Genomic DNA, 13,661 nt, shown 5'->3' on the forward strand with positions numbered 1-13,661 from the left:
TTTTCGCGAAGATCGGTTACTTCTTCTTGCCGCTGTCCTCAGTGGACAGTGCGGCGACGAAGGCCTCCTGCGGGACCTCGACGCGGCCGACCGTCTTCATCCGCTTCTTGCCTTCTTTCTGCTTCTCCAGCAGCTTGCGCTTACGCGAAATGTCACCGCCGTAACACTTCGCGAGCACGTCCTTGCGGATCGCGCGAATGGTCTCGCGGGCGATGATGCGGGCCCCGATGGCGGCCTGGATCGGCACCTCGAAGTTCTGCCGAGGGATCAGCTCGCGAAGCCGGTTCACCATGCGGTTGCCGTAGTTGTAGGCATCGTCCTTGTGCACGATCGCGGAGAACGCGTCGACGCCCTCACCTTGAAGCAGGATGTCCACCTTGACCAGGTCCGCCGCCTGGGAACCTGCCTCTTCGTAGTCCAGCGACGCGTAACCGCGCGTCCGCGACTTCAGCGTGTCGAAGAAGTCGAAGATGATCTCACCCAGCGGCAGGTTGTACCGCAGTTCGACCCGGTCTTCGGACAGGTAGTCCATGCCGAGCAGCGTGCCGCGCTTGTTCTGGCACAGCTCCATGATCGTGCCGATGAACTCCGACGGCGCCAGGATGCTCACCTTGCTGACCGGTTCGAGCACCTTGTCGATCTTGTTCCCGGTCGGCCAGTCCGAGGGGTTGGTGACGTGGATTTCCTTGCCGTCGTCCAGCACCACGTCGTAGACCACGTTCGGCGCGGTGGAGATCAGGTCGAGGCCGAACTCTCGTTCCAGGCGGTCGCGGGTGATCTCCAGGTGCAGCAGCCCGAGAAAACCGCAGCGGAAGCCGAACCCGAGCGCCACCGACGTCTCGGGCTCGTAGTCGAGCGCGGCGTCGTTGAGCTGGAGCTTGTCCAAGGCCTCGCGCAGATCCGGGTAGTCCGAACCGTCCACCGGGTACAGACCGGAGTAGACCATCGGCTTCGGCTCCCGGTAGCCGGCGAGCGGCTCTTTCGCGCCGCTGCGCTCGGAGGTGACGGTGTCACCGACCTTCGACTGCCGGACGTCCTTCACCCCGGTGATGAGGTAGCCCACCTCACCGACGCCGAGGCCCTTGCTCGCTTTGGGCTCCGGCGAGATGATCCCGACCTCGAGGAGTTCGTGCGTGGCGCCGGTCGACATCATCTTGATCCGCTCACGCGGCGTGATCTTGCCGTCGACGACCCTGATGTAGGTGACGACGCCCCGATAGGTGTCGTACACCGAGTCGAAGATCATCGCCCGTGCCGGGGCGTCGGCGTCGCCCGTCGGTGCGGGTACCTGCTTCACCACCGCGTCGAGCAGTTCACCGACTCCGACGCCGGTCTTGGCGGACACGCGCAGCACGTCCGAGGGCTCACAGCCGATGATGTGCGCGATCTCGGCGGCGTACTTGTCCGGATCCGCCGACGGCAGGTCGATCTTGTTGAGCACCGGGATGATCTGGAGGTTGTTCTCCAGCGCGAGGTACAGGTTGGCGAGCGTCTGCGCCTCGATCCCCTGCGCGGCGTCGACCAGCAGGACGGCGCCTTCGCACGCTTCGAGCGCACGGGAGACTTCATAGGTGAAGTCGACGTGTCCCGGCGTGTCGATCATGTGCAGGACGTGGTCCTGCCCGTCGACCTTCCAGGGCAGCCGCACGTTCTGGGCCTTGATCGTGATCCCGCGTTCGCGCTCGATGTCCATCCGGTCGAGGTACTGCGCGCGCATCGCCCGCTCCTCGACCACGCCGGTGAGCTGCAGCATCCGGTCGGCCAGGGTCGACTTGCCGTGGTCGATGTGCGCGATGATGCAGAAGTTCCGGATGAGCTCCGGGGGCGTGAACGTGGTGTCGGCGAACGTCGTCAACGGGTTTCCTCGCGAAGGTCGGGGTGTGCCACGTCTATGGTCCCATGCCGCTCCGGGTGGGAGTGGGGGTCATCCCCGATGCGGCCCTTGATGAGCTGTGGTGCCCTCGAAGTATGAGTACTTCACTGGCCCAAATGCTCGACCGCACCTTCGGCCGTCCCAGGGGACTGCTCGGCCGGTTCGGCGGGATGGCGATGGAGCGCGGCAACGCCGCCACCGAACTTCGTGTCGTCGAACTGGCGGCGATCGAGCCCGGCGAAACCGCCCTGGTCGTGGGCCCCGGCCCGGGTGTCGGCCTGCAGGCCGCGGCCGAACGCGCCGCCCGCGCCATCGGCGTCGACCCGTCGGCGGAGATGATCGCCCGCTCCCGCCGCCGGTGCGGAGACAAGGTGGAACTGCGCAGCGGTACCGCCGCCTCCACGGGTGAGCCGGACGAGAGCGTCGACGTGGTCCTGAGCGTCAACAACGTGCAGCTGTGGGAGGACAGGACAGCCGGGTTCACCGAACTGTTCCGCGTGCTCCGGCCCGGCGGCAGGCTGTTGCTCTCGTCGCACGAGAAATGGCTGCCTGTGTCACGGCACGAACTGGCCGACGAGGCGGCCGCGGCCGGCTTCACCGACCTGCAGACCTGGACCTGGGATCCGCCGGGGTTCGGCGCGTCACTGGCCGCTCAGCTCCGCGCGGTCAAACCCGCGACCTAACGCGGATCGGTGCGCAAGGGATGCTCACGCGGCACCTCGACCAGCACGATCCTGGTGCCGTCGGGGTCGGCGATCCACGCCTCGTCCAGGCCCCACGGTTCACGCCGGGCTTCGCGGACCGGCTCCAGACCCTTCGCGGCGAGTTCCTCCAGCGCCGCCGTCAGGTCCCGGACCTGGAGCCACAAGGCGACGTCCGGGGTCGGACCGGTCTTCCCGGTCCCCACGATCTCGATCGACCCGTTCCCGGCGAAGAACACCGTTCCACCGGGGAACTCCTTGTCGATGGCCAGGCCCAGGGTGTCCCGATAGAACGCCGTCGACACATCGAGGTCCTTCGGGTGGATCAGCACCCTGCTGCTCAGCACGTCCATGGCTCAATCCCTACCGGATGTGTTCAGGCCATCGCAATCGCGGTGATACCCGCCAGCACCACCACCGACCCGGCCAGCCTGCGGACGGCGTTCGCCTCTCCCAGCACCAGCCAGGCGGCCAAGCCGCCAAGGACGATGCTGAGCTCCCTCGCCGGTGCGACGAGGCTCACGGGAGCGATCTGAAGGGCGTAGAGGACCAGCAGATAGGCGACCGGCGAGAGCAGGCCGACGAGAAGGACTTCACGCTTGTGCTCGCGCCAAAGCCACGAGACCTCTTCACGGTCCTTCAGTGCGTACGGCGCCATCAGCAGGCTCTGCACGACCGCGCCGGTTCCGAAGTAGACGATCGGCGGGACACCGAGACCGGTGACCGAATGCGCGTCCCAAAGCGTGTACGCGGCGATCGTGAGCCCGGTCAGCAGCCCGTACGCCACGCCCTTGCGGCGAGCGACGCGATCCGCGGCGTCGGCGTGCGCCGGGGACCGTCCGGTCCCGATGACCAGTACCCCGGCGACCACCAGGAACGCACCCACCAGGCCGAGCGGACCCGGCCGCTCGCCGAGCAGCACGACGGCCGCGAGCACCGAGATCAGCGGCCCGGTACCCCGGGCGAGTGGATACACGACGGACAGGTCACCGACGGCGTAACCCCGCTGGAGGACGACCCCGTAGGTGACGTGCAACACGGCGGTGACCGCCGAGGCGAGCAACCACGTCCACTGTGGACGTTGCGGCTCCACGATCAATGAGATCACCATGACGGGCAGGAGCAGAACCGCGGAAAGACTGTAGTAGGCCCACACGAACCGGGCTCCGCCACTGCGGATCCGCTTGGCGGCCAGGTTCCAGCCGGCGTGGATGACGGCGGCGGCGAGGACAAGGGACAGGGCGGTGGCGTTCACTGGGGACCTTTCACGTTTTCCGCGCATGCGGAAAACCCGGTCCTCCAGGCTTTTGTCCCGTCAGATGAACGGCGGCGCTTCCGGCCCCGCCGATGGTGCCGCTCGGACCTGCCCCACCTGCCCTGATTGTGTGTTTCGCGGAACGGGCAGGCGGCGGAACCCTAGGCACTACGATCTTCACCGTACCGCAAGCACTCGTCCGGAGGCGGCCGCGATCTGCCTCGGGACGACTGTTAAGCTTGCTCCTCATCGCCGTGTGGCATTCCGTCATGGAGGAAACCCGCGCCGCTTTCTCGAGCGCGCAGGGCCAGTCACAGCGCGGCGGTGAAACCACCGAGAGATCAAGAGGAGCGCCCCCGTGGCCAACATCAAGTCGCAGATCAAGCGCATCACCACCAACGAGAAGGCGCGTCAGCGCAACCAGGCGATCCGGTCCTCGGTGAAGACCGCGATCCGCAAGTTCCGCGAGGCCGCCGACGCCGGCGACAAGGCCAAGGCCCTGGAGCTGCAGAAGGACGCGGCCAAGAAGCTGGACAAGGCCGTCACCAAGGGCGTTATCCACGCCAACCAGGCCGCCAACAAGAAGTCCGCGCTCGCGAAGCGCGCGAACTCTCTCTGATCGGCTTTCGAAGGGCCCCGGTGACGCGAGTCGCCGGGGCCCTTCGCCATGTTCAGCGGCTGATGCCGTGCGCGTCGACGACCTCCAGCACGGCGCGTTCCAGCGCGTACTCCGGGTCGGCCGCAACCCCCTTGACCTCGGCGTTGAGCCGGGCGACGATCCGCATCGCGGTGGCGAGACCGTCCTGCCCCCAGCCGCGGGCCTGTCCCTGGGCCTTGCGCACCTTCCACGGCGGCATCCCCAGCTCGCCCGCCATCTGGTTCGGGTTCCCGCGACCGGCGCCGGACACCCGTGCGATCGTCCGGACCGCGTCGGCGAGGGCGTCCGCGACCAGTACGTGCGGGACGCCGAGCTGCATCGCCCAGCGCAGTGACTCCAGCGCCGCCGCCTTGTCACCGGCGACGGCCTTCTCGGCGACGGCGAACCCGTTCACATCCGCGCGACCCCGGTGGTAGCGGCGGACCGCCTGCTCGTCGACCACTCCCCCGGAGTCCGCGACGAGCTGTGTCGCGGCCGACGACAACTCGCGCAGATCCGAGCCGACCGCGTCGATCAGCGCGAGCACGGCCGCGCCGTCGATCTTTCCGCCCACCCGGCGGACTTCGTTGCGGACAAAGGACTCTCGCTCAGCGGGCTTGGTCAGCTTCGAGCACTCGACGACTTCCGCTCCTGCCTTCTTCAAGGCAGCGGGGAGCGCCTTGGCGGCCTTGCTCCGGCCGCCTCCGCTGTGCACGACGACGAGCACGATGCCGTCAGCGGGCGCCTTGACGTAGGCCATCACCCCGTCGGCGAGCTCTTGTGAGATGTCGTGCGCGGATTCGAGCACGATGACCCGGGCTTCGGCGAACAGTGAGGGGCTGACCATCTCCGCGAGTGCCGGAACTGTGAGGTCCGACACCCGGATGCGGCTGAGATCCGCCGTCGGGTCGACCGCTTTGGCCGCGTCCGAAGCGCCACGGATCGCGCGTTCGATCAGCAGCTCTTCCTCACCGAGGACCAGGACCAGCGGCGATGGGGCGGAAGCTTGCGTCGTCACGGTGACGATCCTGCCACTCCTCCTCTCGTGTGCTTTGTCCGGTGATGTGTTCCGGGCACGGTGGCCCCACGCGAGCCCCATGTCGTACGGTGTTAGCGAGGCGACGCGATCATGCGCGTGCCGACAAGTGAATACCGCTCATCCAGAGGGGCAGAGGGAACGGCCCGATGAAGCCCCGGCAACCGGCGTCAGCCTGTCATCCCGCGATCGTGGGATAGCTGACGAACACGGTGCCAATTCCGGCCCGCCTCGGCGGGGCAGATGAGGAAAGGACCTCGCGATGACCGCAACCCTCGGCACGACCTCCACCACCAAGACCCCGGATCTCGGACCGGCCGTCGAACTGGTGTCGAAGGAAGAGGGACACCGGCAGCCGCTCGCCCCCGAATTCGTTTCCGCCGAGGACTTCTCGCCGCTCGAGGTCGCCTACGACTTCGGCCGCGTGCGCCGCGAGGACATCGAAGCGGGGCCGAAGAACATCTGGCGCTACAAGAAGCTCCTTCCCGTTCCCTCGAACGTCGAAGAAATCCCCAACACCGAACCCGGCGCCACCCGGCTCGTCCAGGCCGACAGGCTCGCGAAAGCGCTCGGTGTCAAGAAGATCTGGGTCAAGGACGACACGGGCAACCCCACCCACTCGTTCAAGGACCGCGTGGTGGCCGTCGCGCTCGCGGCCGCGCGCGAGTTCGGGTTCGAGGTGCTCGCCTGTCCCTCGACCGGCAACCTGGCCAACGCGGTCGCCGCCGCGGCGGCCCGCGCCGGCTGGCGGTCGGTCGTGCTGATCCCGAAGACCCTCGAACGCGCCAAGATCCTCACCACCGCCGTGTACGACGGTGACCTGATCGCGGTCGACGGCAACTACGACGACGTGAACCGGCTCGCCACCCAGCTCGCCGCGGAGCAGGAGAGCTGGGCGTTCGTGAACGTGAACGTCCGGCCCTACTACTCGGAAGGCTCCAAGACACTGGCCTTCGAGGTCGCCGAGCAGCTCGGCTGGCGCCTTCCCCCGCAGATCGTGGTGCCGATCGCCTCCGGTTCCCAGCTCACCAAGGTGGACAAGGGTTTCCGCGAGTTCGGACAGCTCGGCCTCGTCGAGGAAACGCCGTACAAGGTGTTCGGCGCGCAGGCCACCGGCTGCTCCCCCGTCTCGGCCGCGTTCCGCGCGGGCCACGACGTCGTCCAGCCGGTCAAGCCGGACACGATCGCCCGGTCGCTGGCGATCGGTAACCCGGCCGACGGCCCGTACGTCCTCGACGTGGTCAACCGCACCGGCGGAGCGATCGAAGACGTCACCGACGAAGAGGTCGTCGAAGGCATCCGGCTGCTCGCCCGCACTGAGGGCATCTTCACCGAGACCGCCGGCGGGGTCACCGTGGCGACGGCCAAGAAGCTCATCGAGACCGGCAAGCTCGACCCGGACGCCGAGATCGTGCTGCTGATCACCGGTGACGGCCTCAAGACCCTCGACGCCATCGAGGACAAGGTCGGCCCGAAGGCCACCGTCAGCGCTTCGGCCGACGCTGTCCGCGAGGCACTCGGCATCTGAGATCCCGCCGGCCCGCCTCAGGAACGAGGCGGGCCGCGGGCCTCACCCCGGCGCAGCAGGGCGAGACCCCGCGCGTCGGCGACGACCGCGGTGTCGCCGTCCGTGTCCGTCCTGGCGACCAAGGCGCCGACGGCCACCAGGTTGTCCAAAGTGGACTTGCTCGGATGGCCGTAGGTGTTACCCGCGCCGACACTCACCAACGCGACCCTCGGCGCGACGACGTTGAGGAAATCCGGTGCCGTGTAACGGCTTCCGTGGTGCGGCACTTTCAGGATCTCGGCACGCAGATCGACCCCCTCCGCCATCAGGTCGGCCTGCGCGGCGAGCTCGACGTCGCCGGTCAGCAGTAACCGGCCAGCCGGGGTCCCGGCCCGCAGGACTACCGATCCGTTGTTGATCACCGTGCCGTCCTGTTCGAGGACCGATCGCCGCGTGACATAACGCGGCCCCAGTACCTCCAGTGACAGTCCCGGCCAGTCCAGCCGTTGCCCGATCCCGAGTTCCAGCAAGGGAATCCCACGGCGCGCGGTCTCGTCGGCGACCTGCTGCCACGCCCACGCGGGCGCCCGTCCCGGACCGACGGCGACCGCACCGACCGATCGGCCCTCGAAGACGGATTCGAGACCGCCGATGTGGTCGGCGTGCAGATGGCTCAGCACGATCAGCGGAACGCGGTCCACGCCGAGCCTGCTCAGGCACTCGTCGACCGGTCCCGGTTCCGGGCCGGTGTCGACCAGGATCGCCCTCCCCGGTTCGGCCGTCGCGAGGACCACGGCATCGCCCTGCCCGACGTCGCAGGCGACGGCACTCCACGACGCCGGCGGCCACGCCGGGGCGAGCACCCGCGCCGGCACGAAGACGAGGAGTCCGCCCGCCAAGGCGATCGCCACCAGGATCCGGGCATACCGCAGCCGGACGGCGACAAGCAGTACGACCAGCAGGGCGGCCGCCAAGAGCCCGCCCCACCAGCCACCCGGCCACTCCACGACCGCTCCCGGCGCACGGGCGCCGTGACGGGCCACGGTGATGAGCCAGCTCGCCTCGGGTTCGGTCAGGCGGACCAGCAGTCTTCCCGCCGCAGGCCACCATGGCCCGATGACGGTGGCGAGCACGCCGCACACGGTGGCCGGGGCGACCACCGGCGCGGCGAGCACGTTGGTCACCACCGAGACGAGACTGACCGATCCCGCCATCCCCGCGATGACCGGCGCCGTCACCACGAACGCGGCCAGCGGAACGGCCAGTCCCTCGGCATAGCCGGACGGCACGCCACGTCCGACCAGCCACTCGGCCCACCGCGGAGCCAGCAGTACCAGCCCGGCCGTGGCCAGCACCGAAAGGGCGAACCCGAAATCGGCCGCCATCGCGGGATCGGCCACGACCAGGCCCGCCACGGCGAACCCCAATGCGGGCAGCGCCGAACCCCGGCGGCCCAGTGCCAGCGCCAGCAACCCCACCGCACCCATCACTCCGGCACGGAGCACGCTGGGCGCGGGTCCGGCGAGGACCACGAACCCGGCGAGCCCCGCGGCGGCCGCGGCGGCGGATGTCCGCGGCCCGACCCGAAGCGCCCTCAGCAGGAGAAGGATCGAGCCGCAGACGATCGCCACGTTCCCACCGCTCACGGCCATCAGGTGGGACATGCCGGAGTCCGTGAACTCACGCTCGACCCGCGGGGACAGTGCGCTCGTGTCCCCCACGACCAGTCCGGGCACGAGACCGGCCTGCTCCTCCGGGAGAACGGCGCACAGCTCCCGGAGCCCGGCGCGCAGCGATTCCGCGGCTCGCTGCCACCAGGGCGCCGGTCCGAGCCCCGACGGCGGGCCTCGCACCGAGAGGACCGCGACCGTCAGTTCGGCCCCCTTTGCCGGGGCCAGCCGCCCGGAGGCGGTGACCTGCTGCCCGGGCAGCAGGTCCGTCCACCCCTCGGCGGGAGCGAGGAGGAGGATCCGGCCGGCCGAATCCACCCCTCGCTCGTCCACCACCACGGTGTCCACCGTCGCGGCGATGACCACCAGGCGGGTGCCTGCCCGGCGATCGGCGTATCCGGCACCGCGGACCGGACGTGGCCGCTCGGTGACCAGCACCCTCATGGTGGCGGCGCTCCCCCGTGCGGCGGCGGCACGGAGGTCGTCCTGCTCGGCGGCCCGGATCCGCAGCGCCACCGGACCGGCCGTGAGCGCGCCGAGGACCGCGAGCGCACCCAACCCCGTCACCCACCGGGACGCCGTCCGGCGGGCACGGACACCGGCGAAGTTCGCGAGCACCGCGGCGGCCGCACCGCAGAGCATCGTGATCCACCAGCCGCCGAGCAGCCCGGAAAGAGTGCCGAGCCAGGCCGTCGCCGCGGCCGGTACCAGCCGCAGGTCCTGCCCTCGCCACGACGCGGTGTCCACTTCGGACGGATCGGCGGACGGGTTCATCCGACGGACACCAGTTCCCGGACTTTTTTGAATTTACTTTCGCCGATCCCTTCTACTTCACGGAGTTGCTCGACCGTGGTGAACCCACCGTGCCCGGACCGCCAGTCGACGATGCGTTTCGCCATCACCTCGCCGACCCCGGGCAGGGTGTCGAGTTGCTCGGCCGTGGCCGTGTTCAGGTCGAGCTTCCCTGGCGGTGTCCCCGGACCGGCCACGGCCGGTCCGGGGACACCGACGGCCACCTGCTCGCCGTCGGTGAGCCGCCTGGCCAGGTTCAGCCCGGTCAGATCCGTTCCGGGCCGTGCCCCACCGGCCGCCGTGAGGGCATCGGCGACCCGTGCGCCCGGAGGGATCGTGACCAGGCCGGGGTTGAGCACCCGGCCGACGACGCTGACCACCAAAGGCGCCTTGGCCGCCGCGGCGGGGGCGTCTCCGGCGGCCTTCGCCGACGGCAGGGGCGGCGGGGTCTCCGCCCCTGGCCGGTGTCCGAACAGAGCGACCGCGCCGGTCACGATCACGGCCACCGTGATCAGCACGGCCGCCACGGCGAACCACCGCCGGTTCACCGGAATCCCGTCCGCCGTGAACCGGGCGGGTACCCAGCGGCGCACGAGCCTGCCCGCGGGCGGGCCCTGGGTGGGTGGCGACAGCTGCGCGGTCAGCCACGCCAGCCTGGCGTTGGCGGAGGAGCCCGGCGGACGGGCGGTTCGGTCGAACACGTGAACGACGCTACGGAGCGGGGGTGGACGGCGGCAGTGGCGAATCGCAGGGCTGTGGATAAGTGGGGTGTTGTGGACAACCCAGGCCCGGCCGAGACCCGACCGCCGATTTCCGTCGGGGTGTTATGGGACGCTGACGGGTTTCCCTAGCCCGCTCGTTGGATCACGACACCGAGCACACCGGGGCCGGTGTGGGCGCCGATGACGGCGCCGAGCTCCGACACCACGCACCCCTCCGGGCAGTTGATGGACTCCTCCAGCCGGTTGGCCAGTTCGACGGCGCGCTCCGGTGAGGCCAGATGGTGGACGGCGATGTCGGCGAGTCCGCCGTCGGCGGCCTTCACGGCCAGTTCGACCAGCCGCGCCACGGCGCGATTCATCGTCCGCACCTTCTCCAGCGGCTGGATCCTGCCTTCGGACATGTGGAGCACGGGCTTCACCGCGAGCGCCGTGCCGAGCAGGGCGGCCGCGGGGCCGATCCGCCCGCCGCGGCGCAGGTATTCGAGGGTCTCGACGGCGAACAGGGTCTCCGAGCGGCTCACCGCGTCGACCGCCGCCGCTTCCACCTCGGCCGGATCGGCACCCTCCGCCGCGGCACTCGCCGCACGAAGGGCCGCGAAGCCGAGCCCCATCGCGGTGCTGCGTGAATCGACCACACGCACCCTGTCCGGCCCGACCTCCTGAGCCGCGAGCACCGCCGCTTCCCAGGTCCCGGACAGCTCACGGGACAGATGGACCGACACGACGGCGTCCGCGCCTTCGGCCAGTGCCGCACGGAATTCCTTGACGAATTCCGCGGGAGTCGGCCGTGAGGTCGTCACGATGCTGCGTTTGCCGAGCGTTTCGGCCAGGGCCGCGGGGCCCATTTCGACGCCGTCGAGAAAGACGACGCCGTCCACGAGGACGTGCAGCGGGACCACCCGGATCCCGTTCCGTTCGGCGAAGCCTTCCGGCAGGTGGGCGGTGGAATCCGTGACTACGGCGACCGACACGGCAGCCAGCCTACGTTGCCGCGGGGCGCAGCACCGGGGCCATCAGGCGGGCCATTTCCGCGCCGACGGCGGCATGACCTTCCCAGCCCCAGTGCATTCCGTCCGGATTACCCCTTCCGCTCAGCACGTGGTCGCCGACGACGGCTTCGAGATCCAGCAGTGGGATCTCCGCGCGACGCCCCCAAGCGGCGATGGCGGCGGCGGCACCGGCGCGGGCGGTGTGCACACGACCGTAGGAGTCGGACCGGTGGACCGACGGCAGGATGCCGAAAATCGGCAGTTCCGGCCGCAGCACCCGCAAGGCTCCGACAGCCATGTCGAGGTACTGGACGGTCAGCTTCGCAGGCAAGACCGCCGGACGTCCTCGCAGGGCGATCGCGAGCCGGGGCTGAGCGGCAAGATACGTTTTGCGCACCACCCGTCGCAATGGGTCGGGCCGCAGGTACCGCAGACCGGTACGCAGGTAGGTGGGCAACGGCGAAGGCAGCGTGTCCATGCTCCCGACGGCGAGCACGACGGCGTCGACGTGGTGGAGATCGGCCCAAACCCGCGGATCCCCGGTCAAGGACCACCAGGCGTCACGGGCCGTCCAGCCGAACCCGGCCACGAGGTCCGCACCGCCACCGAGCGCTTCGGCGGCGACATTGGGCCACAGGCGCGTGTCGTCGGCGGCGAGCGGGCCGTCCGGGCCGTGGAAGCTGAGGGAATCGCCGAACACCAGCAGGCGCGGAGCCATGGATCAGCCGGTGATTCCCGCGTTGTAGGCGGCCAGCCGCCAGTTCCCGTCACGCCGGGTCAGCTCGACCCAGTGACAGTTCGCGATCCCGCCCAACGCCGGCCAGGACGGCACCGGCAGACCGAGCAGCTTCGCGGTCAGCGCGATGATCAGACCGCCGTGCGTGGCGAGCAGCACGGTGTCGCCGGCGTCGGAATTGGGCAGATCCAGATCGGCGACGACCTCTTGCGCGCGTTCGGCGACGTCCACCCGCGACTCGCCGCCGGGCGGTGCCCAGGTCGCGTCGACCCGCCAGCGTGCGCGTTCACCGGGATAGGCCTCGTCGACCTGCTGGCCGGTGAAGCCCTGCCATTCACCCAGATGGGTTTCCCGGAGACGCTTGTCGATCCGCAGCGGGACACCGATGGCCTCAGTGAGCACGGTGGCCGTATCCGTCGCGCGACGGAGATCCGACGCGATCACCAGATCCGGGGAGAACCTGGCGAGCGCGGGAACGGCGAACCGGGCCTGGTTCCAGCCGACCGGCGTCAACGCGGAGTCCAGATGCCCCTGCATCCGGCCCGCCGCGTTGTAGTCGGTCTCGCCATGGCGCCAGAGCACCAGCCGCCGCGGACTCACGAGGCCCCTTGCGCGCCGGCGGGGTCCTCCTCGGCTGGGTCCCCGTCGGCCGGCACGGCCAGACCGGCGACCTCGATCCGCGGGCAGTCCTTCCAGAGCCGCTCGAGACCGTAGAAGGAGCGCTCCTCCTGGTGCTGGACGTGGATGACGACGTCGACGTAGTCCAGCAGGACCCAGCGGCCTTCCCGGGCGCCTTCCCGGCGGACCGGCTTGTGCCCGTTGAGGCGCAGCTGCTCCTCGACGTTGTCGACGATCGCGCCGACCTGGCGCTCGTTGGGCGCGGACGCGATGACGAAGGCGTCGGTGATCACCAGCTGGTCGGACACGTCCAGCACGACCACGTCGCTCGCCTTCTTGTCCGCCGCCGCATGGGCGGCCGCTACGGCCAGCTCTCGTGCCTCGGACGTGGCTGTCACAGTTCTCCTCAAACAGATGGCTTTACTCGCGGGTGCGCCCGACGAGGGTACCCGGTCACGCTCCCCGGTCTTTGCGATAGAGGTCCTTTTTGGCGATGTAGCGCACCACACCGTCGGGGACGAGGTACCAGACGGGTTCCCCGCCCTCGACCCGTTCGCGGCAGGCGGTGGACGAGATCGCCATCGCGGTCACCTCGACCAGGCTCACCTTCCCGCTCGGCAGATGCTGCGAATTGAGCCGGTAACCCGGCCTGGTGACGCCGATGAAATGCGCCAGATCGAACAGCTCGTCGGCGTTGCGCCAGGTGAGGATCTGTTCGAGCGCGTCCGCGCCGGTGATGAAGAACAGCTGGTCGTCGGGATATTCCGCACGCAGGTCGCGCAGGGTGTCGACGGTGTAGGTCTGCCCGACGCGATCGATGTCGACGCGGCTGACCGAGAAGACGGGGTTGGACGCCGTCGCGATCACCGTCATCAGGTACCGGTCCTCGGCCCGGGTGACCACCCTGTCGGACTTCTGCCACGGCTGACCGGTGGGCACGAAGATGACCTCGTCGAGCGCGAACCGTGACTGAACCTCGCTGGCCGCGACGAGGTGCCCGTGGTGCACGGGGTCGAAGGTGCCGCCCATGACCCCGATCCGGCGTGGTGACATGGGTCGTGAGCCTATACACCGCGGGTGGCTCCCCGCTCGGGTCGCCGGACCCACCGACCAGTGGTGATCTGG

The 13,661-nt window shown here is 69.5% G+C and carries 14 protein-coding genes and 1 riboswitch; of the genes, 3 read left to right on the forward strand and 11 right to left on the reverse strand.

Annotation, left to right across the window (positions count from 1 at the left end; all coding sequences use genetic code 11):
• Positions 1 to 16: 16 nt before the first annotated feature.
• A complete protein-coding gene (lepA, locus tag ACZ5ZX_RS35500; protein ID WP_465506353.1) occupies positions 17 to 1,855 on the reverse strand; it encodes a translation elongation factor 4 in 1,839 nt (612 codons plus the stop codon).
• Between the two features lie 113 nt (positions 1,856 to 1,968).
• On the opposite strand from lepA, the gene ACZ5ZX_RS35505 reads away from it, so the two are divergent.
• A complete protein-coding gene (locus ACZ5ZX_RS35505) occupies positions 1,969 to 2,556 on the forward strand; it encodes a class I SAM-dependent methyltransferase (RefSeq protein ID WP_465506354.1) in 588 nt (195 codons plus the stop codon).
• Here the strand turns inward: ACZ5ZX_RS35505 and ACZ5ZX_RS35510 are convergent.
• Together ACZ5ZX_RS35510 and ACZ5ZX_RS35515 are read right to left on the reverse strand one after the other, a co-directional pair.
• On the reverse strand, positions 2,553 to 2,927 hold the full coding sequence (locus tag ACZ5ZX_RS35510) for a VOC family protein (protein ID WP_465506355.1): 375 nt from the start codon (positions 2,925 to 2,927) through the stop codon (positions 2,553 to 2,555). The genes ACZ5ZX_RS35505 and ACZ5ZX_RS35510 overlap by 4 nt on opposite strands.
• A gap of 23 nt (positions 2,928 to 2,950) precedes the next feature.
• Positions 2,951 to 3,856, reverse strand: a complete 906-nt coding sequence (locus ACZ5ZX_RS35515) for an EamA family transporter (RefSeq protein ID WP_465506356.1) — start codon at positions 3,854 to 3,856, stop codon at positions 2,951 to 2,953.
• 331 nt (positions 3,857 to 4,187) lie between these two features.
• Between ACZ5ZX_RS35515 and rpsT the strand changes: the two genes are divergently transcribed.
• The gene (gene rpsT / locus ACZ5ZX_RS35520) at positions 4,188 to 4,448 is read left to right on the forward strand and encodes a 30S ribosomal protein S20 (RefSeq protein ID WP_005158599.1); all 261 of its coding nucleotides are present in this window, start codon (positions 4,188 to 4,190) and stop codon (positions 4,446 to 4,448) included.
• Positions 4,449 to 4,500: 52 nt separating this feature from the next.
• Here rpsT and holA read toward each other — a convergent pair whose 3' ends face one another.
• Positions 4,501 to 5,484, reverse strand: a complete 984-nt coding sequence (gene holA, locus ACZ5ZX_RS35525; RefSeq protein WP_465506357.1) for a DNA polymerase III subunit delta — start codon at positions 5,482 to 5,484, stop codon at positions 4,501 to 4,503.
• 135 nt (positions 5,485 to 5,619) lie between these two features.
• Positions 5,620 to 5,752: riboswitch (SAM riboswitch) on the forward strand.
• A 12-nt stretch (positions 5,753 to 5,764) separates the two neighbouring features.
• Here holA and thrC point away from each other — a divergent pair.
• Positions 5,765 to 7,030, forward strand: a complete 1,266-nt coding sequence (gene thrC, locus ACZ5ZX_RS35530) for a threonine synthase (RefSeq protein WP_465506358.1) — start codon at positions 5,765 to 5,767, stop codon at positions 7,028 to 7,030.
• Positions 7,031 to 7,047: 17 nt separating this feature from the next.
• Here the strand turns inward: thrC and ACZ5ZX_RS35535 are convergent, their stop codons facing one another.
• The 7 genes from ACZ5ZX_RS35535 to nadD all read right to left on the reverse strand — a co-directional run bounded on the left by ACZ5ZX_RS35535 (position 7,048) and on the right by nadD (position 13,589).
• Positions 7,048 to 9,453, reverse strand: a complete 2,406-nt coding sequence (locus ACZ5ZX_RS35535) for a ComEC/Rec2 family competence protein (RefSeq protein WP_465506359.1) — start codon at positions 9,451 to 9,453, stop codon at positions 7,048 to 7,050.
• Entirely contained in the window at positions 9,450 to 10,172 is a 723-nt protein-coding gene (locus ACZ5ZX_RS35540) for a ComEA family DNA-binding protein (protein WP_465506360.1), read from the reverse strand. Before ACZ5ZX_RS35540 ends, ACZ5ZX_RS35535 begins: the two co-directional genes overlap by 4 nt.
• Before the next feature lie 146 nt (positions 10,173 to 10,318).
• On the reverse strand, positions 10,319 to 11,164 hold the full coding sequence (locus tag ACZ5ZX_RS35545; RefSeq protein WP_465506361.1) for a DegV family protein: 846 nt from the start codon (positions 11,162 to 11,164) through the stop codon (positions 10,319 to 10,321).
• A gap of 10 nt (positions 11,165 to 11,174) precedes the next feature.
• The gene (gene octT, locus ACZ5ZX_RS35550; RefSeq protein WP_465506362.1) at positions 11,175 to 11,900 is read right to left on the reverse strand and encodes a diglucosylglycerate octanoyltransferase; all 726 of its coding nucleotides are present in this window, start codon (positions 11,898 to 11,900) and stop codon (positions 11,175 to 11,177) included.
• Between the two features lie 3 nt (positions 11,901 to 11,903).
• Complete coding sequence (locus ACZ5ZX_RS35555) at positions 11,904 to 12,518, reverse strand: histidine phosphatase family protein (RefSeq protein ID WP_465506363.1); 615 nt, start codon at positions 12,516 to 12,518, stop codon at positions 11,904 to 11,906.
• Positions 12,515 to 12,934, reverse strand: coding sequence for a ribosome silencing factor (rsfS, locus tag ACZ5ZX_RS35560; RefSeq protein WP_465463672.1), 420 nt, complete (start codon positions 12,932 to 12,934; stop codon positions 12,515 to 12,517). Before rsfS ends, ACZ5ZX_RS35555 begins: the two co-directional genes overlap by 4 nt.
• A 55-nt stretch (positions 12,935 to 12,989) precedes the next feature.
• Positions 12,990 to 13,589 carry a nicotinate-nucleotide adenylyltransferase gene (nadD, locus tag ACZ5ZX_RS35565; protein ID WP_081736408.1) on the reverse strand — a complete coding sequence of 200 codons (600 nt, stop codon included), beginning with the start codon at positions 13,587 to 13,589 and terminating at the stop codon, positions 12,990 to 12,992.
• Positions 13,590 to 13,661 lie beyond the last annotated feature (72 nt).

The sequence above is a fragment of the Amycolatopsis sp. NPDC033938 genome, from assembly GCF_055575975.1.

Excerpts from the sequence above, each read along its gene's own strand:
- nadD (WP_081736408.1), bottom strand. The coding sequence starts at position 13,589 with ATGTCACCACGCCGGATCGGGGTCATGGGCGGCACCTTCGACCCCGTG.
- thrC (WP_465506358.1), top strand. The coding sequence starts at position 5,765 with ATGACCGCAACCCTCGGCACGACCTCCACCACCAAGACCCCGGATCTC.
- ACZ5ZX_RS35510 (WP_465506355.1), bottom strand. The coding sequence starts at position 2,927 with ATGGACGTGCTGAGCAGCAGGGTGCTGATCCACCCGAAGGACCTCGAT.
- ACZ5ZX_RS35535 (WP_465506359.1), bottom strand. The coding sequence starts at position 9,453 with ATGAACCCGTCCGCCGATCCGTCCGAAGTGGACACCGCGTCGTGGCGA.
- octT (WP_465506362.1), bottom strand. The coding sequence starts at position 11,900 with ATGGCTCCGCGCCTGCTGGTGTTCGGCGATTCCCTCAGCTTCCACGGC.
- ACZ5ZX_RS35505 (WP_465506354.1), top strand. The coding sequence starts at position 1,969 with ATGAGTACTTCACTGGCCCAAATGCTCGACCGCACCTTCGGCCGTCCC.
- ACZ5ZX_RS35515 (WP_465506356.1), bottom strand. The coding sequence starts at position 3,856 with ATGCGCGGAAAACGTGAAAGGTCCCCAGTGAACGCCACCGCCCTGTCC.